This is a genomic window from Klebsiella electrica, from assembly GCF_006711645.1.
Classification (GTDB): domain Bacteria; phylum Pseudomonadota; class Gammaproteobacteria; order Enterobacterales; family Enterobacteriaceae; genus Klebsiella; species Klebsiella electrica.
This window is the reverse complement of record NZ_CP041247.1, coordinates 452111-475588: the sequence shown is the minus strand read 5'-3', so window position 1 is coordinate 475588 and position 23478 is coordinate 452111. Positions and strand designations below refer to the sequence as shown.

21 protein-coding genes are annotated in these 23478 nt (G+C 55.4%); 12 read left to right on the top strand and 9 right to left on the bottom strand.

Translation table 11 applies throughout. From position 1 onward, the window contains the following. Window positions 1–4 precede the first annotated feature (4 nt). Window positions 5–208 carry a p-hydroxybenzoic acid efflux pump operon protein AaeX gene (gene aaeX, locus Electrica_RS02270; protein WP_004868260.1) on the bottom strand — a complete coding sequence of 68 codons (204 nt, stop codon included), beginning with the start codon at window positions 206–208 and terminating at the stop codon, window positions 5–7. Window positions 209–338: 130 nt separating this feature from the next. Between aaeX and aaeR the strand changes: the two genes are divergently transcribed. Further along, on the top strand, window positions 339–1268 hold the full coding sequence (gene aaeR / locus Electrica_RS02265) for an HTH-type transcriptional activator AaeR (protein ID WP_100684878.1): 930 nt from the start codon (window positions 339–341) through the stop codon (window positions 1266–1268). Between the two features lie 74 nt (window positions 1269–1342). Here the strand turns inward: aaeR and tldD are convergent, their stop codons facing one another. The 8 genes from tldD to csrD all read right to left on the bottom strand — a co-directional run bounded on the left by tldD (window position 1343) and on the right by csrD (window position 13699). Continuing rightward, the gene (gene tldD, locus Electrica_RS02260; RefSeq protein WP_100684879.1) at window positions 1343–2788 is read right to left on the bottom strand and encodes a metalloprotease TldD; all 1446 of its coding nucleotides are present in this window, start codon (window positions 2786–2788) and stop codon (window positions 1343–1345) included. Window positions 2789–2876: 88 nt separating this feature from the next. Then, the gene (gene yhdP, locus Electrica_RS02255) at window positions 2877–6671 is read right to left on the bottom strand and encodes an AsmA2 domain-containing protein YhdP (RefSeq protein WP_141963282.1); all 3795 of its coding nucleotides are present in this window, start codon (window positions 6669–6671) and stop codon (window positions 2877–2879) included. A 127-nt stretch (window positions 6672–6798) separates the two neighbouring features. Beyond that, window positions 6799–8268: a ribonuclease G gene (gene rng / locus Electrica_RS02250; protein WP_032690542.1), complete on the bottom strand. Its 1470-nt coding sequence runs from the start codon at window positions 8266–8268 to the stop codon at window positions 6799–6801. A 2-nt stretch (window positions 8269–8270) separates the two neighbouring features. Further along, the gene (locus tag Electrica_RS02245) at window positions 8271–8852 is read right to left on the bottom strand and encodes a Maf family protein (protein WP_100684881.1); all 582 of its coding nucleotides are present in this window, start codon (window positions 8850–8852) and stop codon (window positions 8271–8273) included. Window positions 8853–8859: 7 nt separating this feature from the next. Then, a complete protein-coding gene (mreD, locus tag Electrica_RS02240) occupies window positions 8860–9348 on the bottom strand; it encodes a rod shape-determining protein MreD (protein WP_004868276.1) in 489 nt (162 codons plus the stop codon). Continuing rightward, the gene (gene mreC / locus Electrica_RS02235; protein WP_141963280.1) at window positions 9348–10340 is read right to left on the bottom strand and encodes a rod shape-determining protein MreC; all 993 of its coding nucleotides are present in this window, start codon (window positions 10338–10340) and stop codon (window positions 9348–9350) included. The genes mreD and mreC overlap by 1 nt, the downstream gene beginning before the upstream one ends. A 70-nt stretch (window positions 10341–10410) precedes the next feature. Beyond that, window positions 10411–11454, bottom strand: a complete 1044-nt coding sequence (gene mreB, locus Electrica_RS02230) for a rod shape-determining protein MreB (protein WP_002918653.1) — start codon at window positions 11452–11454, stop codon at window positions 10411–10413. Between the two features lie 304 nt (window positions 11455–11758). Next, a complete protein-coding gene (gene csrD / locus Electrica_RS02225) occupies window positions 11759–13699 on the bottom strand; it encodes an RNase E specificity factor CsrD (protein ID WP_141963278.1) in 1941 nt (646 codons plus the stop codon). Window positions 13700–13918: 219 nt separating this feature from the next. On the opposite strand from csrD, the gene acuI reads away from it, so the two are divergent. From acuI to fis, 11 genes are all read left to right on the top strand, one after another. Further along, window positions 13919–14893 carry an acrylyl-CoA reductase (NADPH) gene (gene acuI / locus Electrica_RS02220; protein WP_141963276.1) on the top strand — a complete coding sequence of 325 codons (975 nt, stop codon included), beginning with the start codon at window positions 13919–13921 and terminating at the stop codon, window positions 14891–14893. A gap of 77 nt (window positions 14894–14970) precedes the next feature. Continuing rightward, window positions 14971–15972, top strand: a complete 1002-nt coding sequence (msrP, locus tag Electrica_RS02215) for a protein-methionine-sulfoxide reductase catalytic subunit MsrP (RefSeq protein ID WP_141963274.1) — start codon at window positions 14971–14973, stop codon at window positions 15970–15972. Then, entirely contained in the window at window positions 15972–16571 is a 600-nt protein-coding gene (gene msrQ / locus Electrica_RS02210; protein WP_141963272.1) for a protein-methionine-sulfoxide reductase heme-binding subunit MsrQ, read from the top strand. The genes msrP and msrQ overlap by 1 nt, the downstream gene beginning before the upstream one ends. Window positions 16572–16804: 233 nt before the next feature. Further along, entirely contained in the window at window positions 16805–17257 is a 453-nt protein-coding gene (aroQ, locus tag Electrica_RS02205) for a type II 3-dehydroquinate dehydratase (RefSeq protein ID WP_100684887.1), read from the top strand. Window positions 17258–17279: 22 nt separating this feature from the next. Continuing rightward, window positions 17280–17744: an acetyl-CoA carboxylase biotin carboxyl carrier protein gene (gene accB, locus Electrica_RS02200; RefSeq protein ID WP_100684888.1), complete on the top strand. Its 465-nt coding sequence runs from the start codon at window positions 17280–17282 to the stop codon at window positions 17742–17744. 10 nt (window positions 17745–17754) lie between these two features. Then, a complete protein-coding gene (gene accC, locus Electrica_RS02195; RefSeq protein WP_100684889.1) occupies window positions 17755–19104 on the top strand; it encodes an acetyl-CoA carboxylase biotin carboxylase subunit in 1350 nt (449 codons plus the stop codon). A 111-nt stretch (window positions 19105–19215) separates the two neighbouring features. After that, window positions 19216–19458, top strand: a complete 243-nt coding sequence (locus Electrica_RS02190) for a YhdT family protein (RefSeq protein ID WP_100684890.1) — start codon at window positions 19216–19218, stop codon at window positions 19456–19458. Continuing rightward, complete coding sequence (gene panF / locus Electrica_RS02185) at window positions 19448–20899, top strand: sodium/pantothenate symporter (RefSeq protein ID WP_100684891.1); 1452 nt, start codon at window positions 19448–19450, stop codon at window positions 20897–20899. Before Electrica_RS02190 ends, panF begins: the two co-directional genes overlap by 11 nt. Before the next feature lie 11 nt (window positions 20900–20910). Then, the gene (gene prmA, locus Electrica_RS02180) at window positions 20911–21792 is read left to right on the top strand and encodes a 50S ribosomal protein L11 methyltransferase (RefSeq protein ID WP_141963270.1); all 882 of its coding nucleotides are present in this window, start codon (window positions 20911–20913) and stop codon (window positions 21790–21792) included. A gap of 359 nt (window positions 21793–22151) precedes the next feature. Next, the gene (gene dusB, locus Electrica_RS02175; protein ID WP_032690532.1) at window positions 22152–23117 is read left to right on the top strand and encodes a tRNA dihydrouridine synthase DusB; all 966 of its coding nucleotides are present in this window, start codon (window positions 22152–22154) and stop codon (window positions 23115–23117) included. Window positions 23118–23142: 25 nt separating this feature from the next. Further along, window positions 23143–23439, top strand: a complete 297-nt coding sequence (fis, locus tag Electrica_RS02170; protein WP_000462905.1) for a DNA-binding transcriptional regulator Fis — start codon at window positions 23143–23145, stop codon at window positions 23437–23439. Window positions 23440–23478 lie beyond the last annotated feature (39 nt).

Below are 23478 nucleotides of genomic sequence, written 5' to 3'. Positions count from 1 at the left end.
GACCTCAAACGAACAAACGCGATATCAGATAAAAAAGGCAGCAATATAACGCGGTATTAAACAGTGCAGGGTGCCAGACAAAATCATAGATGCCGGTGGGAACCAGCAGTCGGTGTACCAGCCAGAAGATGGCCAGCGAGATTAGCAGCTCAAAGAAGATCGGCGGAAACGACAAGCCGAAAATCACGATGACAGGAAACAGACTCATGATGACCTTGGTAAGAAGCGTACAGGTGATGTAGTGAAGCGTTTATTATGTAGCTAACAATATAGTAACGTAATAATTGCAGCATGATCTATATTATGTGATCTAAATCACTTTTAAGTCAGAGTGAATAATGGAACGATTAAAACGCATGTCCGTTTTTGCCAAAGTGGTTGAACTTGGTTCATTTACCGCCACGGCACACCAGCTCCAGATGAGCGTTTCATCCATCAGCCAGACTGTCTCCAGACTGGAAGATGAACTCCAGGTGAAGCTGCTTAACCGCAGCACCCGCAGGCTTGGCTTAACAGAAGCCGGTAAGATCTATTACCAGGGCTGCCGACGCATGCTGTTCGAAGCGCAGGATGTCCATGAGCAACTGTACGCGTTTAATAATACGCCCATCGGTACGCTGCGCGTCGGCTGCTCTTCAACTATGGCACAGAATGTGCTGGCCCACATTACCGCCGGAATGCTGAAAGAGTACCCGGGCTTATCCGTTAACCTGGTCACCGGCATTCCGGCGCCGGATCTGATTGCTGACGGCCTGGATGTGGTGATTCGTGTCGGGGCATTGCAGGATTCCAGTCTCTTTTCACGCCGGCTTGGCTCGATGCCGATGGTGCTCTGCGCGGCGAAAAGCTATCTGCAACAGGCGGGGATCCCGGAAAAACCAGCCGATCTCGCCAGCCATTCGTGGCTTGAGTACAGCGTGCGCCCTGATAATGAATTTGAAATCATCGCCCCGGAAGGGATCTCAACCAAACTGATCCCGCAGGGCCGCTTTGTCACCAACGACCCCATGACGCTGGTACGTTGGCTGACCGCTGGCGTTGGCGTGGCTTACGTTCCGCTGATGTGGGCAATCGAAGAGATCAACCGCGGCGAGCTGGAAATCCTGCTGCCAAGCTACCAGTCCGATCCTCGCCCTGTGTACGCGGTGTATACCGAGAAAGACAAGCTGCCGCTGAAGGTTCAGGTCTGCATTAATTCACTGACGGAGTATTTTGTCGAGGTGGCAAAAATTTACCAGGGGATGCACGGCCGGGGAATTTGCCGCTAGCGGCGACCCACAAAGCAGGAGTGTCGCCGGTGCAGGCTGCGCCTTCGCAAGATGCGAAGGCGCATTCAGAACATTCAGGCGGTTCCGCCAACGGTAAGGTTATCGACTTTCAGCGTCGGTTGGCCAACGCCTACCGGCACGCTCTGGCCCTCTTTACCGCACACGCCGACACCGCTATCAAGCTTCAGATCGTTACCGACCATGGAAATCTGCTGCATCGCTTCAATCCCGGAACCAATCAGGGTCGCGCCCTTCACCGCTTTTGTGACCTTCCCTTTTTCGATCAGGTAGGCTTCTGAAGTGGAGAACACAAACTTACCGGAGGTGATATCGACCTGACCGCCGCCAAAGTTAGGGGCATAGATACCGTAATCGACCGATTCAATAATTTCCTGCGGCGTCGATTTACCTGCCAGCATGTAGGTGTTGGTCATGCGCGGCATCGGCAGATGGGCGTACGACTCGCGACGGCCGTTACCGGTCGGCGCAACCCCCATCAGACGCGCGTTGAGTTTGTCCTGCATATAGCCTTTCAGGATACCGTTCTCAATCAACACGTTGTACTGACCCGGCGTCCCTTCGTCATCAACGGCCAGCGAGCCGCGGCGATTGGCAATGGTGCCATCATCCACCACGGTGCACAGTTCGGAAGCCACCAGTTCGCCCATATGGCCGCTGAATACCGAGGTCCCGCGACGGTTGAAGTCGCCTTCCAGACCGTGTCCTACCGCTTCATGCAGCAACACGCCAGGCCAGCCGGCGCCCAGCACCACCGGCAGCATGCCCGCCGGGGCGGCAACGGCGGACAAATTCACCAGCGCCATGCGCACCGCTTCTTTCGCCCAGGCATCGGCGCGGACTTCACCGTCTTCGGCGGCCAGGAAATAGTCATAGCCAAAACGACCGCCGCCGCCGCTGGAGCCGCGCTCGCGTTTACCGTCGTCTTCTACCAGCACGCTGACCGACAGGCGCACCAGCGGACGAACGTCCGCCGCTAACGTCCCATCGGTCGCCGCAACCAGAATCAATTCATACACGCCGCTCAGGCTGGCGGACACTTCCTGCACCCGTTTATCCGCAGCGCGGGCGGCTTTATCGACGCGACGCAGGATATCCAGTTTCTCTTCGCGGCTCATGCTTTGCAGCGGATCGATACTGGTATACAGCGCGCCGTATTCTACCGCTCCCAGGGTACGCACTTTACCGTCGCCGCTATCGCGCACGATGGTACGAGCCGCCTGCGCGCTCTGTTCCAGCGCCAGCCGGCTGATTTGGTCGGCATAAGCAAAACCCGTTTTCTCGCCGCTGACCGCACGAACGCCGACGCCCTGGTCGATATTGTACGAACCATCTTTAATGATGCTGTCTTCCAGAACCCAGGATTCGTGATAGCTCGACTGAAAATAGAGATCGCCGTAATCCAGACGGCGCTCGGCCAACTGGCCAAGAATGGCAAAAAGATCCTGATGATTCAGGCCATTTGCTGACAGTAATTGTTCACTTACCAGGTTCAGACTCATCGTTATGCTACTCGTTTGTTGCCGCCTGTCAGGCGGAAATAAAAAACGCTATCTATTGAGAGTGCGGTAATTCCCCGCAATCGTCAAATCATTGCTTTTTGTCGCTACGCGCCTGGCGCAGGACTTCATTGATCTGCGGCTGATCGATAGGGCCAGTGATGCGATAGCGCAGGATTGACACTTTGTTCCACAGCGGCCCCAGCACTTTGCTGGCGGCAAACACCGCGGCGCCGACTATCGGGTTAATCGCAAACGCTGTCGCCACACCAACGGTCGCCGAAATTTCCGGGGCCACGACCGCCTGCATATCCAGCTGGCGACGTACCAGGTCAATCGAGCCTTTCATAGCGATATCCGCCTCAAGGCCATCCACCAACGTATCATCCGTATTCAGCACGCCGTCTTTAATCCATGCCGTGCTGTTGATCGAATCAAAATAGAAGCCTTCGCTAAAGGTATCGCTAAAGTCGAAACGCAGTTTTCGCAGCAGCGCATCGACGCTCAGCAGACGCAACAGCTGCCCGGCATGACCGGTGCTGATGTCGGTAAATTCGCCTTTTCCAAGATGGCTTTTCAGCACCCCATTGAGCGACGCCACATCCGGCTGCCACGGTGGGGCACGCCAGTGCAAATCATAATCGATATCGAACGACGACCCTTTCACCGGCGTTGAAATACCGAAAAAGCTGGCGAAGGAATCCGTTTTATTCCCATGGAGTTTACCTTTCAGCGACGTGCGCACGCCGCCGGGGGCATTGACCCATACGCCGTCGGAAGTCAGACGGCCAAAGCCGGTATCCACCAGCCCGTTAGCCAGCGCCAGGGTATCGCCTTTAATGGAGAAATCACCGTCGATCCGTCCATATTTTTGCCCCCATAACCAGCACTCTGCGCAGCGCAGCTGGAGATCCGGCCAACCGCGAAAATCAAGGCGGTTACTGGCCAGCGGACTCGTCTCGCTGGACGCACTCTTCTGAGCGGCCGCCGGGTTGTAATACAGGTAGCGAATGGCGGCCTGCCAGGGGGCATTTTGCCGCATGGTCAAAGAGGCGTTGATTTCCCGCCCCTGGGCTTCAATCTTCGAACCACCGGCATCCGGTTGGCTCACCAGACTCACGTTGTTCCAGTTTTGGCCAGCAAACGTCAGCGACGGCGTACGCAACGTCATACGTTCCGGGAAGAGAATATTGCTGCTGACTTCATTGACGGCGCCGCCCTGGAAAAGCGCCAGCCACTGCGCGCCATCCATCGGCGGCATATTCAGCTCAACGCCAGCCTGATCCGGCAGCGGAGAAATGGCTTTGCTGTCAGAGGTTAAAATCGCCCGATCCAGCGTCAGCTTACGGTTCAGCAACCAGCGGCTGTTGAAATGATTTTTGCCGCCGATAGCGCCGGTCAACTCGAAGCTGTTTAACCCGCCTTCGACATTAATTTTTACCGCAAGCGGCTCACCCGCCTTTTTATTGACCGGAGAAGGTAAGTCGCTACTTACATTTTTCAGATCGCCATTAATATCAACCTTATAGCTCGCATTCCCATGATACGGCAGCTCAATGGCCACCTTACCGTCCCACGGCACGCTACCGCTCACGGCATCATTGACCGCTTTAGGCAGGAGACCGGTACGCGACGGCTGCCAGCTGGCATTCATTCCAACGTTGACCTGGAAAGCCTTAGGTCCCTCGGTGGTAGAAAAATCGAGATTCAGCGGCTGATTAAACCAGCTGGCTTTCAGGGGCTCGCTCTTCAGAGCCCCATTGATAAAGCTGAACTTGCCGGTCAGATCCTTCAACGTTGCATCAATCGGTTTGATAAACAGGCTGTTGTTCACCAGATTGACATCGCCTCTGGCGGTGGTCAGCTCGCCATCCAGTGGAATATCAAGATGTAAGCGAGCGCTTACATTCCCATTCAGCTGTAGCTCATCCAGTGCCGAACCCAGCGTCTCTTTCAGCGGCGTCTCTTTAAAATAAGGGCCGACATCTTTCCCAGGACCGTTGATATCGGCATCAATAAGCAGTTTTTCCTGCGAATAATCGGGGATAACCGCATCAAGGTTGCTGGCGGTAACATTACCGAGCATCGCCTTATCGGCCTTCATCCATAAACCGTTGTTGATGAAGTCGAGGTTGATATCCAGACCGGTTAATGCCGGCCAGTCGGGTTGAAAGGCAAAAGTGGCGTTGGTTAATGGCACCGAAACCTGGAACTGGCCTTCATTATGCAGATACGGGAACAGGTGCGGATTACCGCCGTAAACCAGAGTCGCGTTGGTTGACTGCCCGCCTTTTATCGCGCCGCTGAGATAATCCACCAGCTCTTTGCCCATCAGGTTCTCCGGGAAATAGCGCCATGCCTGACCACCGTCATTGGTGCTGATCCCCGCCAGAATCCCCAGCCACGGTTCATCACCCTGCGGCTGTAAATAGCGGAATCCTCCTCGCGCGCGGACCCCGGTCGCCTGCACGTCAATGTTGCGCCCGTCGAGCATAAAACCTTTGTCATTCTTCACCCAGTTGAGGGTGGCATCACCTTTGGCGATTTCCAGCGGGGCGCGGAAGACCGTGGCATAAGGCATTTTTGCCTCGCTCATACTGGCGTGCAGCGTACCGTTCTCCACGCTTCCGGCAACGCTACCGGAGAAATGCTCGGCCCCAGGCAGCAGCTTCCACTGCTTCCAGGAGAGAGAGCTCCAGCTAGCCTGGAAACGGGACTTCTCCGCCGCCTGCAGCGGGATATCCAGCGCCAGCAGATCGATTTTGCCGGCAGGTTGCGTGGTGCGCCAGACTTCGCCCAGCTCAGGGGCCAGCTTATCGGCAATAGGTTGCAGCCCGGTCAGGCCATTCAAATCAAGGTTACTGGCGCGGACACGCAGCTCATCGCTGCGCGAGCGGTCATTGCCGCCGACATCCTGCGCCGGGATCCACGCCATTGCCAGCGCGCCGCGCGGCCAGGCTTTGCCGTCGATCGAGATCCGGGTATCCGGGATATGGAAGCCCCAGCCCTGCTTCTCGCGGAAGACATGGGCCGTCAGATTATCCACCGTCAATCGATGGGGCTGACTATCCCCCTGCCAGCTGGCGCCGCCCTTCTTCAACCAGACGTCGCCGCTGGCGATATCGCCTTTGTCGATGGTCATCCAGCCTTCGAGGCTAAAGCGGGCATTTTGCAACGCAATATTGTCCTGCATCCAGCGGCCCAGCCACGGCTTCACGTCAATATCGTCCGCCTGCAGCCATACGCGCCCTTTGTTCAGCAGGCCATTTTCATCACGCAGATCCATGCGTACCTGCATCACCCCATGCTGGCCGTTGAGGCTGGAGAGGCTCAATTGCCCTTCTGCGCGATGGCGGTTATTGGTGTTCAGCCAGGTGAGCTGCGGGACCGCTAATTCCGCGCGTTGCCCGGAAATGGTTACGAAACTCAAATGGCTATCGCGGAGAATAAAGTGGTCGAACTGGCGCAGGAAGAGATCGCCAATATGGTCGGTTTTCAGGCTATCGCCGCCATCGTTGGTCTGGATAGGCGAATTGGTATGGATTTTCAACTGCCAGAAGGTGAGATCGCGGAACTGCCAGCGCATGTGCAGCAGACTTTGCCAGACATCCAGCGCCAGAGTAACCCGTTTAACAGAGAGCTGACCGCCGTCCTTCAGACCCGCGGAGACATCACGCACGTCGAGCGTCGGGCCAAAATTTTCCCAGCGGGCCGTGAGCTGTGAAGCATTGACCGGCGAGCCGGAAATCGCCGAGATTTTTTCCAGCAGCTGCGGGCGCCATGCGTCCAGCTGCGGCAGAACGAGACGCAGGCCGCTCACCAGCAGCGCGACGACAACTGTCAATGTTGCCGCGGTGAGCAGTAATATCCCGGGCAGTCGCCTCACGCCTCTCTCCTTGTCTGACCTTTACACGTCATCCGTCTATTTGCCTCCGCGTCAGCGGCGTTGACTTCCGGGATAAGGCGTCGTTTAGCCATACTCCCGGGCACCAGAACAGAGGCAAACCAGATGCTTACATCATAACGACATCGAACTGCTCTTGATTATAGAGCGGTTCAATTTGTACTTTGACCTGTTTGCCGACAAAGATTTCGACTTCCGCCAGCGCGTGCGACTCTTCCCCTTTCAGGGTTTCCGCAACCGCAGGAGAAGCATAGACCAGGAAACGATCGGAATCGTAGGCATGATGCACACGCACAATCTCACGCATGATTTCATAACACACTGTTTCCACCGATTTCACCGTACCGCGTCCGTGGCAGGTAGGGCAATCCTTACACAATACGTGCTCAACGCTTTCACGAGTCCGCTTACGGGTCATCTCTACCAGGCCAAGCTGGGAGAAGCCGTTAATGCTGGTTTTGACCCGATCTTTACTCAACGCCTGTTCCAGTGAATGCAATACCCGGCGGCGGTGATCTTCATTATTCATATCGATGAAATCAATAATGATAATCCCGCCCAGATTGCGCAGACGCAGCTGGCGGGCGATCGCCTGGGTCGCCTCAATATTGGTATTAAAAATCGTATCGTCGAGATTGCGGTGGCCGACAAATGCCCCGGTATTGATATCCACGGTGGTCATCGCTTCGGTTTGATCGATAACCAGATAGCCGCCGGATTTCAGCTCCACCTTACGCTCCAGCGCGCGCTGAATTTCGTTCTCGACGTCAAAGAGATCGAAAATCGGCTGACGGCCGCTGTAGTGCTCCAGCTTGCTGGTCATTTCCGGCATATATTCGGCGGTAAACTCGACCAGCGATTCATACGTCAGGCGAGAATCAACGCGAATACGGTCCAGATGCTCATCGGCAAAATCGCGCAGCACGCGCTGAGCCAACGCCAGTTCACCGTACAGCTGATAACGGGTCTGCTGCCGTTTTTTGCGCTCCATGACCTTAGTCCATACGCGCTTGAGGTAGGCCGCATCGGCGGCTAACTCCTGTTCGTGCACCCCTTCTGCGGCGGTACGGATGATAAAACCGCCCTGCTCATCGCAGTAGTCGGCCACCACCTTCTTTAACCGTTCGCGTTCAGCTTCACTCTCGATACGCTGTGACACGCCGACGTGAGAAGCCCCGGGCATAAAGACCAGATAGCGGGAAGGCAGCGTAATGTCCGTCGTCAGGCGAGCGCCTTTCGTGCCGAGCGGATCTTTCACTACCTGAACCATCAGGTCCTGGCCCTGACGAACCAGTTCGGAAATATCGCGCACGGTAAACTGCTTTTGTTCTTCCCCGGCGACGCATTCAGTATGCGGCATAATATCTGACGCATGCAGAAACGCGGCCTTATCCAGGCCAATATCTACAAAAGCCGCCTGCATCCCCGGCAGTACACGACTGACACGACCTTTGTAGATATTGCCTACGATTCCGCGCCGCGCTTCACGCTCAATATGAATTTCCTGAAGAATACCGCCATCGATGTACGCAACGCGCGTCTCAGATGGCGTTACGTTAACTAATAATTCTGCCGTCATCTTTATCCCTTTTCTTCACGCAGTGAGTTAAAGTTACTCAGCAACTCATACGTTTCTACCAGCGGTAAGCCGACCACGGCGTGATAGCTGCCATTAATCTTCCTGACGAAACAGCCACCCAACCCTTGAATACCGTATGCGCCTGCTTTGTCCAGAGGTTCGCCGCTGGCCACATAGCTGGCAATGTCCTGTTCTGAGAGCAGACGGAAGGTCACTTCCGTCACCACCAGGCAATCCAGCGTCAACTGCTTATCCGCCAGCGCCACGGCTGTCATGACCTGATGCGTCTTACCGGAAAGCATACGCAGCATCTCTGCAGCGTGCCCGGCGTCGCGTGGTTTTTCCAGCACTTCGCCGTTCAGGATGACAATGGTATCCGCCCCCAGCACCGGCAGATCGCGCGCTGCCAGTGCGACGCCCGCCTGTGCCTTCTCGCGCGCCAGACGCACAACATAGTGCCCGGCGCTCTCCTGTGGCAGGCGCCGTTCTTCAATGCCGGGAACCAGACGTTCAAAAGAGAGCCCCAGTTGCGTCAGCAGTTCCTGCCGACGCGGAGAGCCTGAAGCGAGATACAGAGTTGTCATATCAACCTTATTGCACCGCGAATTGCTGACGGACTTTCCGCATCAGCAGGAATAACCATGGCCAGAGCACACCGTTTACTACACTACTCCAGAACACTTCCGGACGGAAAGAGACGTTGATCACTAAAAACTCGGCCCAGAAAACAACGATATCCACGGCAAGGGATAGCATCATCACCACCAGCGCCTGCTGCCAGAGCGCCAGGTTGCGAAACAGCTGATATTTCAGCGCCACCAGATAAGCAATGATACTTAACGATAGCGCGCGAACGCCCAGTGTCGACCCACTGATGAGATCGAGGATAGCCCCCATGACGAAACCGGTGCCTACGTTCACCCGATGCGGTAAGGCGAGGATCCAGTAAAGCAGGATCAGGAATACCCAGTTTGGCCGGAAGACGGTCAGGTCCGCCGGCCAGGGCATAACCTGCAGCAATAGTGCGATAAGAAACGAGAGCCAGATAACCCAGCGTCCCTGGCTTCGATAACTTGCCACTATTGCCCCCCAGCAGGCAGAGGTTGCGCGGACGACGCCACGCCGGTTGCTGGCGCCGGCATTTGCGGCCCCATGGCATCCGGTGCCGGCAGAACCTGCGGCATCATCTGCATCAGGCGCTCATTGGCGACGCGGTGCACTTCTTCCGGCGTCATCGGGTTGGCCCCGTTACGATCGGCCCCCCACAGCAGCAGGAGATAGCGCAGACGCTGCAGACCCGCCGTCGGGCGCGCCTGAATGACCGTATACGCGCGCTGCGTGTCGAGCTTCACCGAAGACACCACGCCGACCGGATAGCCTTCCGGGAAGCGGCCACCGAGACCGGAGGTCACCAGCACATCGCCGACGCGAATATCGGTGTTCGCCGGCAGGTGCTCAAGCTGCAAATCGTCAGTGCACCCGTTACCCGCCGCAATCACGCGAATATCATTGCGCAGAACCTGAATCGGCAACGCATGCGTCGCATCGCAGATGAGCAACACGCGGCTGGTTAACTTCGCCACCGCGACGACCTGACCCACAACGCCTTTGTCGCTGATCACCGGCTGGCCTTCGTACACGCCGTTCACGCTGCCCTTATCGATGACAACCTGGTCACTGTAAGGATCGTTAACCGTCGAGATGACCTGAGTCACCATTTTTTGCTCATCCTGGCGCAGCGGCGAGCCCAGCAGCTCGCGCAGACGCGCGTTCTCCTGTTTGTACTGGCCCAGCATCAGCAAATCGCTGTTCTTCAGCAGCAGTTCCTGACGCAGCGCGCGGTTTTCCAGTTCGAGCTGATCGCGGGTTGCCAGCGTTTGCGATACGCTGTCCAGCAATTCCCGGGGACCATTTGAGATAAAGTAGAAAGGGCTGACGGCAGTGTCCATGTACGTTCTGATCTGACTGAACGTACCCAGGCGGCTGTCGGCGATAATCACGCCAAGCGCCACCAAAACCGCCAGGATAAGGCGAATCTGTAGCGACGGGCCACGGCTAAAAATTGGCTTCATAGGCTATGCGTATTCTCGTGTCAGTTAAGACCAAGGGTAGCTTTTGAGGCTACCCTGGACCTTCGGCTGACTACTCTTCGCTAAACAAGTCGCCGCCGTGCATGTCGATCATTTCCAGCGCTTTACCGCCGCCACGCGCGACGCAAGTCAGTGGATCTTCTGCAACTACGACAGGAATACCTGTCTCTTCCATCAACAGACGGTCGAGGTTGCGCAGCAGGGCGCCACCGCCAGTCAGAACCATACCGCGCTCGGAGATATCGGAAGCCAGCTCCGGCGGACACTGTTCCAGCGCTACCATCACCGCGCTGACGATACCGGTCAGCGGTTCCTGCAGCGCTTCGAGAATTTCGTTCGAGTTCAGAGTAAAGCCGCGTGGCACGCCTTCTGCCAGGTTACGGCCGCGAACTTCGATTTCACGCACTTCATCGCCCGGATACGCCGAACCGATTTCATGCTTGATACGTTCAGCCGTCGCTTCACCGATCAGGGAGCCGTAGTTACGACGCACATAATTAATCACGGCTTCATCGAAACGGTCACCGCCGATACGTACGGAAGAGGAGTAAACCACGCCGTTCAGGGAGATAACCGCCACTTCTGTGGTACCGCCACCAATATCCACCACCATAGAACCGGTCGCTTCAGAAACCGGTAAGCCTGCACCGATCGCAGCCGCCATCGGCTCTTCAATCAGGAAGACTTCACGAGCGCCAGCGCCCTGAGCGGATTCACGAATCGCACGACGCTCAACCTGGGTTGCACCGACCGGTACGCACACCAGAACGCGCGGGCTTGGGCGCATGAAGCTATTGCTATGCACCTGCTTGATGAAGTGCTGGAGCATTTTTTCGGTAACGAAGAAGTCGGCGATAACGCCGTCTTTCATCGGGCGAATCGCCGCGATGTTGCCCGGTGTACGCCCGAGCATCTGCTTCGCTTCATGACCAACTGCAGCGACGCTTTTCGGCGAACCGGCACGATCCTGACGAATGGCCACAACGGAAGGCTCATTCAATACGATGCCTTGTCCTTTTACGTAAATCAGGGTATTCGCGGTACCCAGGTCAATGGACAGGTCATTGGAAAACATGCCACGAAATTTTTTTAACATACTAAGGGATAATCCTGAAAGCTGGGGCGGAAAACAAAATCCGCTTACTTTACCAACCACACGCAGCAGCGACAAGGCGCAAAAATCATCTGCTACGGTGAAAATTAGTGCAGCGCATTTCCTTTGTTACAAATTGACCGGGTTCATTCAGTGGCGAAATCGTCAACAGCGCTCCGCGCCTGAATCCATAACCCGTCAAAGGTCAGTTGCTGGCATTTACATTGCGATAATCCGGCAGGTAGACAAGCACACCCCCTTCACTATGGCGCGCATTATTCTACGTGAAATCACGCTAAACGGCAGATCAAACCGAGTATCTTTGCGAATATTTTTTCACATTAGTGTCAAGTGGCTGTGAGGCGGCAAAAAATTCCCCCTGCCCACCCGTAACACCGCATTGAGACAGCACCTGCCACTCACTGCGACTGCGAACGCCGGTTGCAAAAACCTGGACCGGCATGCCCTTACAGGCCTCTACCAGGCTCTGAACCAGCAGCTGGTTCTCACTGCGCTTTTCGATATTGCGCGACAGTCCCTGATGCAGCTTAATGACTTCGACATCCAACTGCTTGATCCAACTGGTTCCAACCAGCGTTAATCCGGCCTGCACAACGGCAACGCGAATACCCAGAGCGTTGACCAGGCGCATTACCGGTTGTAGGCGGCCGATATATTGACAAACATCTGCCTCTGCAAGTTCAAAAATAATCCGTCGACGTTGCGATTTTTCACTCTGCATCAAGCTATCACGCAGCCAACGCTGAAATCTCGGCCGGATCAATGATTCCACCGTCACCTGCAGCGCAAGGTTTTCCTCCGGCCAAAAACTTAAAAAAGGCAGCAATCGCGTGATCTGCAGGCGGTCGTACTCTTCCGCCAGACCAAACTGTTGCACCATTGGCATATATTCTGCCGCGCTCACCTCTTCCTTCCCGTCATACAATCGCGATATCAGTTCACGATGATGGACGCGCCCGTCGCGGGTAACGGCTGGCTTATGGTACAGTCGCGGTCCGCCGCGACTTAGCATTTGTTCAATCAGCGTACGCCAGCGGACGTTACCGCGCCCTTTCTCCGGTAACGAGTCATCGTAGACTGCCCAGCTATTGCTGCCCTGCAGCACCGCATTGCGTGTCGCTGCCTCGGCGCGTTCCATTACCAGCGCCGTCGTCTGCCCGCTGCGGAAAGCGCAAAGGCCAATATGCATCATGTCATCGCGATCAAGGATCCGCGTCGGCGGCAGCGCATCCACCGCTTTTAACAGCAACCCGGCGATGCTATCGGCCTCTTTTAAGGTACGGTGAGGAAGGAGTACGGCAAAATCATTGCGGTGGTAGCGTGCCAGTAGCGCCCCAGGATAGCGCATAATAAAAGTCGACAGCAGGTTGATAAGCGTGAAGTAGTGTTCTTCGGCTGCGGCCCGCCCCCAGTTATCACGCAGTAGATCGAACTCCGGCAGGCGAATCATCATCACGATACCGTGCGAACCCACCTTTTCCGGATCTTCCAGCAACATTGCCAGCTGATTATCAAAAAACAGGCGATTATTCAGCCCGGTCTTCGAGTCTTGCGCAGCATAAGAACGAATCAGCGTATCCATGCGGCTGCGCTGATCGCTGGCAAACTGCAGCTCGGAAAGCAGCATATCCAGCGCGCTGCTGGTGCTTGCCGGCCACTCATGTACCGACCCTCGTACCTGCGGCCCGCGTTCGCCGTTGAGGATCCGCGCGGCGCGCACCTCCAGCAGCTCCTGACCCGCCAGCTGACGGCGAATCCAGCGCACGGAGAAAAAGATAACCAGAACCATAAAGCCGATGGCTATCGATAAGGGCGCGGTGATATGCAGCGAGCGGAAATAATTCACCATCGGGTCGAGATAGACCAGGTGAATTGTCATACCGGGGTGTTTTAACGACGGCACCGTTATTTCACGATACTGATTCTTACTCCCCGGCGGACGGTAGCTGTCGCTACGCGAGTGATCGTACACCGGCTTTCCGTTGAGCAAAAAATCGACCCGCACAATCTCCACCGGCGTCATCAACTCATCCATTTGCGGTTCGAGCTTATCGAACGAGGATGAGATCAGGCGGTTATCCAGCATCGTCGCCACGGCCTGGACACGATTCTCCATTTTCAACTGGATACCGTTATAAAAACTCAGCGAAGCACCTATGAGCGTGACAAAGATGGTCAGGCTGGTAAGCAGCGTGACAAATGCTGAGAACTTCGTCGTTAATCGCATCCCTGTGTTAACTCCGCGAGTGAATGACCGCCCGATAGATTTTCAGGCTCCTGTGCTGGCGCTTTACCTAAAGTAAGCACTAACTTTCTAAAGCGCGAGGCATACTATCAAAGCTGACGTTTCTGGCAATTTATTGCGTTATATCGGCGTAATAATGTCGATAGCGAGTATAGTCTGCAGAAAAATTTTTCCAATCTTTGTACAAATAAGGAGCCGCTTATGCAGGCTTTAATATTAGAACAGCAGGATGGCAAAACAATCTCTTCCGTGCAAACCATCGACGCCGACCAGCTGCCGCAGGGTGATGTCACCGTCGATATTCACTGGTCCAGCCTTAACTATAAAGATGCGCTGGCGATCACCGGTAAGGGAAAAATCATCCGCAACTTTCCGATGATTCCTGGCATCGATTTCGCCGGTACCGTTCACTCCAGCGAAGATCCGCGTTTCCACAGCGGGCAGAAAGTGCTGCTGACCGGCTGGGGCGTCGGTGAAAATCACTGGGGCGGCCTGGCCGAACGTGCGCGCGTGAAAGGCGACTGGCTGGTCGCGATGCCGGAAGGTCTTGATGGCCGTAAAGCGATGGCGATCGGTACCGCCGGCTTCACCGCGATGCTGTGCGTCATGGCGCTGGAAGATGCCGGCATCCGTCCGCAGGACGGGGAAATCATTGTGACGGGCGCCAGCGGCGGCGTCGGTAGCACCACTATTGCGCTGCTGCATCAGCTCGGCTATTCGGTCGTCGCGGTCTCTGGTCGCGACAGCACTCATGAGTATCTGAAAAGCCTCGGCGCGCAGCGCATTCTCGGCCGCGAAGAGTTTGCCGAAACCCGTCCGCTGGAAAAACAGCTGTGGGCTGGCGCGATTGATACCGTCGGGGACAAGGTGCTGGCGAAAGTACTGGCGCAGATGAATTACGGCGGCTGCGTCGCCGCCTGTGGTCTGGCCGGAGGCTTTGCGCTGCCGACGACGGTGATGCCGTTTATTCTGCGTAATGTTCGCCTGCAGGGCGTCGATTCCGTCATGACGCCGTCCGCGCGTCGCGCTGAGGCCTGGCAACGTCTGGTACGTGACCTGCCGGAATCGTTCTATGCCGCGAGCGCCACGGAAATTACGCTGGCCGAGGCCCCGGCGTTCGCCGATAAGATGATGAATAATCAGATCCAGGGGCGGACGCTGGTGAAGATCGCCTAATCTGCAATTTTTCGTGACATATTCGCGATAAGTCGCCGCCTCCGTCATGCTTAGGAAAAAGCATGCCGGAGGATGTCATGAAAGCCAAAAAACTCACGGAAGCCGATGTCACGGCAGAATCCGTTTTTATGCTGCAGCGCCGCCAGGTTCTGAAGTCACTCGGGATCACCGCAACGGCCCTTTCTCTTTCCCCCACGGCGCGAGCCGATCTGCTGGACTGGTTTAAAGGCCATGACCGCCCGCCGGCGCCCGCCGGGAAGCCGCTTACTTTCAATAAACCCGCCGAATGGCAAAGTAAGCTCGCGCTGACGCCGGAAGATAAAGTCACCGGCTACAATAACTTCTATGAATTTGGCCTCGATAAAGCCGATCCGGCCGCCAATGCCGGCAGTCTGCGCACCGACCCGTGGACGCTGACCATCGGCGGGGAAGTGGCCAAACCGCTGACGCTCGATCATGACGACCTGACCCGGCGCTTTCCGCTGGAAGAACGCATTTACCGGATGCGCTGCGTAGAGGCCTGGTCAATGGTGGTGCCCTGGGTCGGCTTCCCGCTACATAAACTGCTGGCGCTGGTTGAGCCCACCAGCAACGCCCGTTTTGTCGCGTTTAAAACCATTTATGCGCCGGACCAGATGCCGGGACAAAAAGATCGCTTTATCGGCGGGGGACTGGCTTATCCTTATGTAGAAGGTCTGCGGCTGGATGAAGCCATGCACCCTCTGACGCTGCTCAGCGTCGGCGTTTACGGTAAAGCGCTGCCGCCGCAAAACGGCGCGCCTGTCCGGCTGACCGTCCCGTGGAAATACGGTTTTAAAGGTATCAAATCCATCGTCAGCATCGAGTTGACGCGCGAGCAGCCCCCCACCACCTGGAATCTGGCCGGGCCGGGGGAATATGGCTTTTACGCTAACGTCAATCCGCACGTCGATCATCCGCGTTGGTCGCAAGCCACAGAGCGTTTTATCGGCTCTGGCGGCGTGCTCGATGTTAAGCGCCAGCCGACGCTGTTATTTAACGGTTATGCTGATGAGGTGGCATCGCTCTATCGGGGACTGAATCTGCGGGAGTACTACTAGTGCGTCTGAGCGTAAAACAGATTACCTGGCTGAAGGTGGGGCTCCATCTGGCCGGCTTCTTACCCTTTATCTGGCTCTTCTGGGCCGCACAACAGGGCTACTTTAGCGCCGACCCGGCAAAAGATATCCAGCACTTTACCGGTAGGATGGCTCTTAAATTTTTGCTGGCGACCTTGCTCGTCTCACCGCTCGCGCGCTACGCTAAACAACCGTTGTTGATTCGTACCCGGCGTTTACTCGGGCTGTGGTGTTTTGCCTGGGCAACGCTGCATCTCACCAGCTACACGCTGCTGGAGTTGGGTATCCACAATCTGGCGCTGCTGGGCTCGGAGTTAGTCAGCAAACCTTACCTGACGTTGGGTTTTATCAGCTGGTTGATTTTGCTGGCGCTGGCCGCCACCTCAACACAGGTGTTGCAGAGAAAACTGGGTCGCCGCTGGCAAACTTTGCACAACTTTGTTTATCTGGTGGCAATCCTTGCCCCCATTCACTATCTGTGGTCGGTGAAGATCTTATCCCCGCAGCCGGTGATTTATGCCGTGCTGGCCGCGTTGCTTTTAGCATGGCGTTACAAGAAGTTCCGTCAGTGGTGGCGATAATCATCGGATATGTGCAGTTTCCCGCAGATCTTTTATCAACCGCGACGCTTTGAACGATAGCGGTTGATAATCTTCCCTGATAAGACCAGTATTTAGCTGCCAAATGCTACGAAATCGTTATAATGTGCGACTTTGGTTTTCCTGACGGGGTTTTCGGGCCCTGAAAAGGTGACAAGCGCGCTTCGAAGGTATATTTTGTTTTTTACCCGAGAATGGCAGGAGATAGCCACACAATGGCTGACAAGTTTCGCATTTTGCTTTTAAACGGACCCAATCTTAACATGCTCGGCACCCGTGAGCCTGAGAAGTATGGCACCCTTAAGCTTTCTGAGATTGTTAACCGTCTGCAATCAGAAGCTTCGGCTCTGAACGTGGCGCTGGATCACCTGCAGTCCAATGCGGAGTTCGCGCTCATCGACCGAATTCATCAGGCTAAAGACACTGTAGACTATATCCTGATTAATCCGGCCGCGTTTACGCACACTAGCGTGGCTATCCGCGATGCATTGCTTGCGGTCAGTATCCCGTTTATCGAGATTCACCTGAGCAACGTACATGCACGCGAACCGTTCCGTCACCACTCCTATCTGTCGGATATCGCCTCGGGCGTCATCTGCGGACTCGGTGCGGACGGCTATTCATACGCTTTACAGACGGCGGTAAAACGCCTGTCACAATCACACTAAACAAAGAGTACGGAACCCACTCATGGATATTCGTAAGATTAAAAAGCTGATCGAGCTGGTTGAAGAATCAGGCATCTCCGAACTGGAAATTTCTGAAGGCGAAGAGTCTGTACGCATCAGCCGTGCCGCGCCGAATGCGGGCTACCCGGTCATGCAGCAGGCTTATGCCGCGCCGATGATGCAGGCCCAGGCACCGGTTGCAGCAGCACCGGCCTCCGCTCAGGCAGACGCGCCGGCGAAAGCTGAAATCAGCGGTCACATCGTACGTTCCCCGATGGTTGGTACTTTCTACCGCACCCCGAGCCCGGACGCAAAAGCGTTCGTGGAAGTCGGTCAGAAAGTTAACGTGGGCGACACCCTGTGCATCGTAGAAGCGATGAAAATGATGAACCAGATCGAAGCCGATAAATCCGGCGTGGTGAAAGCCATTCTGATCGAAAGCGGCCAACCGGTAGAATTTGATGAGCCGCTGGTAGTCATCGAGTAACGAGGCGAACATGCTGGATAAAATTGTTATCGCTAACCGAGGCGAGATTGCACTGCGTATCCTGCGTGCCTGTAAAGAACTGGGCATCAAGACCGTCGCTGTGCACTCCACTGCGGATCGCGATTTAAAACACGTACTGTTAGCGGATGAGACGGTCTGTATCGGTCCGGCTCCGTCCGTAAAAAGCTATCTGAATATCCCGGCAATCATCAGCGCAGCGGAAATTACCGGCGCGGTGGCTATCCACCCGGGTTATGGCTTCCTGTCCGAGAACGCCAACTTTGCTGAGCAGGTTGAACGTTCCGGCTTCATCTTCATCGGCCCGAAAGCCGACACCATTCGTCTGATGGGCGATAAAGTGTCTGCGATCACCGCGATGAAGAAAGCGGGCGTACCGACCGTTCCGGGTTCTGACGGCCCGTTGGGCGACGATATGGATGCGAACCGCGCTCATGCAAAACGCATCGGCTATCCGGTTATCATCAAAGCCTCCGGCGGCGGCGGCGGACGCGGTATGCGCGTTGTACGCAGCGATGCCGAACTGGCCCAGTCCATCTCCATGACCAAAGCTGAAGCAAAAGCTGCATTCAGCAACGACATGGTATATATGGAAAAATACCTGGAAAATCCGCGTCACATCGAGATCCAGGTACTGGCTGACGGCCAGGGCAACGCTATCTATCTGGCGGAACGCGACTGCTCCATGCAGCGTCGTCACCAGAAAGTGGTCGAAGAAGCGCCGGCGCCGGGCATTACCCCGGAACTGCGTCGCTACATCGGCGAACGCTGCTCTAAAGCGTGTATCGACATCGGTTATCGCGGCGCAGGCACCTTTGAGTTCCTGTTTGAAAACGGTGAGTTCTACTTCATTGAAATGAACACCCGTATTCAGGTTGAACATCCGGTAACCGAAATGATTACCGGCGTTGACCTGATCAAAGAACAGCTGCGCATCGCGGCTGGCCAGCCGTTGTCCATCAAGCAAGAAGAAGTCCAGGTTCGCGGCCATGCGGTGGAATGCCGTATCAACGCCGAAGACCCGAACACCTTCCTGCCGAGCCCGGGTAAAATTACCCGCTTCCACGCGCCGGGTGGTTTTGGCGTACGCTGGGAGTCTCATATCTACGCAGGCTACACCGTACCTCCGTACTATGACTCAATGATTGGCAAGCTGATTTGTTACGGCGAAAACCGTGATGTGGCGATTTCACGCATGAAAAATGCGCTGCAGGAGCTGATCATCGACGGCATCAAAACCAACGTCGATCTGCAGATTCGCATCATGAATGACGAGCATTTCCAGCATGGTGGCACCAACATACACTATCTGGAGAAAAAACTCGGTATGCAGGAAAAATAATCCTGTATTCACAGCAGAAGGCCGGATAATCCGGCCTTTTTTCTTTTTCTCTCCCCTCATCTTTACCATGCGGTACAATCCCCGCTTTCTTCATCCTCCCGGGACACAAAAATGGACAAACGGTTTGTTCAGGCCCACAAAGAAGCGCGCTGGGCGCTGTGGCTGACCTTTCTCTATCTTGCCGCCTGGCTGGCAGCGGCTTATTTGCCGAATAACGGCATCGGCATCACCGGGCTGCCGCACTGGTTCGAAATGGCCTGCCTGCTGGTACCCCTGCTGTTTACTTTGCTGTGCTGGGCGATGGTACGCTTTATCTTCCGCGATATTCCTCTGGAGGATAACGATGCAGCTTGAAATCATCGTCGTCCTGATTGCGTACCTGTTCGTGGTATTCGGGCTGTCAATCTATGCCATGCGTCAACGCAGCAACGGCAGCTTTCTGAGCGAGTACTTCCTCGGCAGCCGCTCAATGGGCGGCTTCGTGCTGGCTATGACGCTCACCGCCACCTACATCAGCGCCAGCTCATTTATCGGTGGGCCGGGAGCCGCGTATAAATACGGGCTCGGCTGGGTCCTGCTGGCCATGATTCAGGTGCCGACAATCTGGCTCTCACTGGGGATCCTCGGTAAAAAATTTGCGATCCTGGCCCGCCGCTACAACGCCATCACCCTCAACGATATGTTGCAGGCTCGCTACCAGAGCCGGGCGGTGGTCTGGATTGCCAGTATCAGCCTGCTGGTCGCCTTCGTGGGGGCCATTGCCGTGCAGTTTATCGGCGGCGCGCGACTGCTGGAGACCGCGGCAGGCATAAAATATGAGACAGGCCTGTTGATCTTTGGGATTACTATTGCGCTGTATACGGCATTCGGTGGTTTTCGCGCCAGCGTCCTGAACGACACCATGCAAGGTATGGTCATGCTGATAGGGACCATCGTGCTGCTGGTCGGCGTCGTACACGCCGCTGGCGGGCTGCACAGCGCAGTAGACACGCTGCAAAAGATTGACCCACAGCTGATATCGCCAGAAGGTGTTGATGGTATCCTCACGCCGACCTTTATGACCTCGTTCTGGGTGCTGGTTTGCTTCGGGGTGATCGGCCTGCCGCATACTGCCGTGCGCTGCATCTCCTACAAAGACAGTAAAGCCGTCCACCGCGGCATTATCATCGGTACCGTGGTCGTGGCGTTGCTGATGTTTGGCATGCATCTGGCCGGCGCGCTTGGTCGCGCGGTTCTGCCGCATCTGACCGTTCCGGATCAGGTCATCCCGACATTGATGGTGCAGGTTTTGCCGCCGTGGGCCGCGGGCCTGTTCCTCGCCGCACCGATGGCAGCGATCATGTCAAACGTTAATGCCCATTTATTGCAGGCATCGGCTACGATCATTAAAGATCTTTGGTTAAGCGCGCAGCCCGCCAAAAAGCACAATGAACTGAAGCTGAAGCGGATCTCCACGGCCACGACGCTGGTCATCGGGATCCTGATGATCCTCGCCGCCTGGCGGCCACCTGAAATGATCATCTGGCTGAATCTGCTGGCCTTCGGCGGCCTGGAAGCGGTGTTCTTATGGCCGCTGGTGCTGGGTTTGTACTGGGAGCGTGCGAATGCCGCCGGCGCACTCAGCGCTATGCTGGTGGGCGGGGTATTATATGCCCTGCTCGCTACGTTTAATGTTCAGTACCTGGGCTTTCATCCTATTGTGCCCTCGCTACTGCTAAGTTTGCTGGCTTTTGTCGTGGGAAACCGTTTTGGTCAGCCCGTTCCACCAGCCCCTGTTATCACTACTGACAAATAAAGAGTTTTGCTATGCCATGGATCCAACTGAAACTGAATACCACCGGCGCACATGCTGAAGAGCTCAGCGACGCGCTAATGGAGGCCGGCGCGGTCTCTATCACCTTCCAGGATACCCACGATACGCCGGTGTTCGAGCCACTGCCGGGTGAAACCCGCCTGTGGGGAGACACCGATGTTATTGGCCTGTTCGATGCTGAAAGCGATATGCATGAGGTCGTGGCGATTCTCGAGCAGCATCCGCTGCTGGGCGCCGGTTTCACGCATAAAATCGAGCAGCTGGAAGATAAAGACTGGGAACGTGAATGGATGGATAATTTCCACCCAATGCGTTTCGGCGAGCGCCTGTGGATCTGCCCAAGCTGGCGCGAAGTACCGGATGCCAACGCGGTCAACGTCATGCTCGACCCGGGTCTGGCGTTTGGTACCGGCACGCACCCGACCACTTCTCTCTGTCTGCAATGGCTGGACGGACTGGATCTGACGGGCAAAACGATTATCGATTTCGGCTGTGGTTCGGGCATTCTGGCGATTGCGGCGCTGAAACTGGGCGCCGCAAAAGCTATCGGTATCGATATCGATCCGCAGGCGATTCAGGCCAGTCGCGATAACGCCGAACGTAACGGCGTCTCCGATCGTCTGGAGCTCTATTTACCGCAGGACCAGCCAGAAGCGCTCAGCGCCGATGTGGTGGTCGCCAACATCCTGGCAGGGCCATTACGTGAGCTGGCCCCGTTAATCAGCGTGCTGCCCGTTTCAGGCGGTTTGCTGGGCCTTTCCGGTATTCTCGCCAGCCAGGCTGAAAGCGTCTGCGAAGCCTATGCCGATCGCTTTGCCCTCGACCCGGTGGTGGAGAAAGAAGAGTGGTGTCGGATCACCGGTCGCAGAAAGTAACCCTCGAATGCGGTCTGCGGGCCGCATTTTTGTTTCCAGTAGCCGCTGAATGACGTCAAGAAATGGGAGCCAGATCGCATTACGATGCGCTTTTTTGACTACAAAAACAGCGTTTTATGCCGCTAACAGTCCCCTTTTTCTAAGAAAAATCGAGAAGTTTTGTGATTTTATAAATGGACACAAATTATTCACCACCAACTAAGGTGATGATTAATATAATAATTTAACCATCTCTTTTCTGGCAGTGTTGGATTCATTGATCTGTGACAGAGGATTGCTCAAAGTTTGGCCTTTCATCTCGTGCAAAAAATGCGTAATATACGCCGCCTTGCAGTCACAGTATGGTCATTTCTTAACTCATGCGCATCGGACACTATCAGCTCAGAAATCGCCTGATCGCAGCGCCTATGGCTGGCATTACTGACAGACCATTCAGGACGCTGTGCTACGAGATGGGAGCAGGTTTAACCGTTTCCGAGATGATGTCCTCTAACCCGCAGGTTTGGGAGAGCGACAAATCCCGTTTACGGATGGTGCACGTGGATGAGCCCGGTATTCGTACCGTGCAAATCGCCGGGAGCGTACCGGAAGAGATGGCCGCAGCCGCCCGTATTAACGTGGAAAGCGGTGCCCAGATTATTGATATTAATATGGGGTGCCCGGCGAAAAAGGTGAATCGTAAGCTCGCAGGTTCAGCCCTCTTGCAGTATCCCGATCAGGTGAAGTTAATCCTGACGGCGGTCGTCAAGGCAGTGGACGTTCCCGTGACACTCAAGATTCGCACCGGTTGGGAGCCGGAACACCGTAACTGTGTAGAAATTGCCCAACTGGCTGAAGAGTGTGGCATTCAGGCTCTGACTATTCACGGACGCACCCGCGCCTGCTTGTTTAACGGAGACGCTGAATACGACAGTATTCGGGCAGTTAAGCAGAAAGTTTCCATTCCGGTTATCGCGAATGGTGACATTACTGACCCGCTTAAAGCCAGAGCTGTGCTCGACTATACGGGGGCTGATGCCCTTATGATAGGCCGCGCAGCTCAGGGAAGACCCTGGATCTTTCGGGAAATCCAGCATTATCTGGACACTGGGGAGCTGCTGCCCCCGCTGCCATTGGCAGAGGTTAAGCGTTTGCTTTGCGCGCATGTTCGGGAATTGCATGACTTTTATGGCCAGGCAAAAGGGTACCGAATTGCACGTAAACACGTCTCCTGGTATCTACAGGAGCACGCCCCAAATGACCAGTTTCGGCGCACATTCAACGCCATAGAGGATGCCAGCGATCAGCTGGAGGCGTTGGAGGCATACTTCGAAAATTTTGCGTAAACAGAAATAAAGAGCTGACAGAACTATGTTCGAACAACGCGTAAATTCTGACGTACTGACCGTTTCTACCGTTAACTCTCAGGATCAGGTAACTCAAAAACCCCTGCGTGACTCGGTTAAACAGGCACTGAAGAACTATTTTGCTCAACTGAATGGTCAGGATGTGAATGACCTGTATGAGCTAGTACTGGCTGAAGTTGAACAGCCCCTGTTGGACATGGTGATGCAATACACCCGTGGTAACCAGACCCGCGCGGCCCTGATGATGGGCATCAACCGCGGTACTCTGCGTAAGAAACTGAAAAAATACGGCATGAACTGATACTAATCAGTTAATTGCTTGTTATAAAAGGCGCTCTTC

Bases quoted from the DNA above. Each gene is read 5' to 3' on its own strand.
- rng (WP_032690542.1), bottom strand. From the start codon at position 8,268: ATGACGGCAGAATTATTAGTTAACGTAACGCCATCTGAGACGCGCGTT.
- dusB (WP_032690532.1), top strand. From the start codon at position 22,152: ATGCGCATCGGACACTATCAGCTCAGAAATCGCCTGATCGCAGCGCCT.
- acuI (WP_141963276.1), top strand. From the start codon at position 13,919: ATGCAGGCTTTAATATTAGAACAGCAGGATGGCAAAACAATCTCTTCC.
- aaeX (WP_004868260.1), bottom strand. From the start codon at position 208: ATGAGTCTGTTTCCTGTCATCGTGATTTTCGGCTTGTCGTTTCCGCCG.
- accC (WP_100684889.1), top strand. From the start codon at position 17,755: ATGCTGGATAAAATTGTTATCGCTAACCGAGGCGAGATTGCACTGCGT.
- Electrica_RS02245 (WP_100684881.1), bottom strand. From the start codon at position 8,852: ATGACAACTCTGTATCTCGCTTCAGGCTCTCCGCGTCGGCAGGAACTG.
- csrD (WP_141963278.1), bottom strand. From the start codon at position 13,699: ATGCGATTAACGACGAAGTTCTCAGCATTTGTCACGCTGCTTACCAGC.
- mreC (WP_141963280.1), bottom strand. From the start codon at position 10,340: ATGAAGCCAATTTTTAGCCGTGGCCCGTCGCTACAGATTCGCCTTATC.
- mreB (WP_002918653.1), bottom strand. From the start codon at position 11,454: ATGTTAAAAAAATTTCGTGGCATGTTTTCCAATGACCTGTCCATTGAC.
- accB (WP_100684888.1), top strand. From the start codon at position 17,280: ATGGATATTCGTAAGATTAAAAAGCTGATCGAGCTGGTTGAAGAATCA.
- prmA (WP_141963270.1), top strand. From the start codon at position 20,911: ATGCCATGGATCCAACTGAAACTGAATACCACCGGCGCACATGCTGAA.
- panF (WP_100684891.1), top strand. From the start codon at position 19,448: ATGCAGCTTGAAATCATCGTCGTCCTGATTGCGTACCTGTTCGTGGTA.
- Electrica_RS02190 (WP_100684890.1), top strand. From the start codon at position 19,216: ATGGACAAACGGTTTGTTCAGGCCCACAAAGAAGCGCGCTGGGCGCTG.
- fis (WP_000462905.1), top strand. From the start codon at position 23,143: ATGTTCGAACAACGCGTAAATTCTGACGTACTGACCGTTTCTACCGTT.
- aaeR (WP_100684878.1), top strand. From the start codon at position 339: ATGGAACGATTAAAACGCATGTCCGTTTTTGCCAAAGTGGTTGAACTT.
- tldD (WP_100684879.1), bottom strand. From the start codon at position 2,788: ATGAGTCTGAACCTGGTAAGTGAACAATTACTGTCAGCAAATGGCCTG.
- msrP (WP_141963274.1), top strand. From the start codon at position 14,971: ATGAAAGCCAAAAAACTCACGGAAGCCGATGTCACGGCAGAATCCGTT.
- aroQ (WP_100684887.1), top strand. From the start codon at position 16,805: ATGGCTGACAAGTTTCGCATTTTGCTTTTAAACGGACCCAATCTTAAC.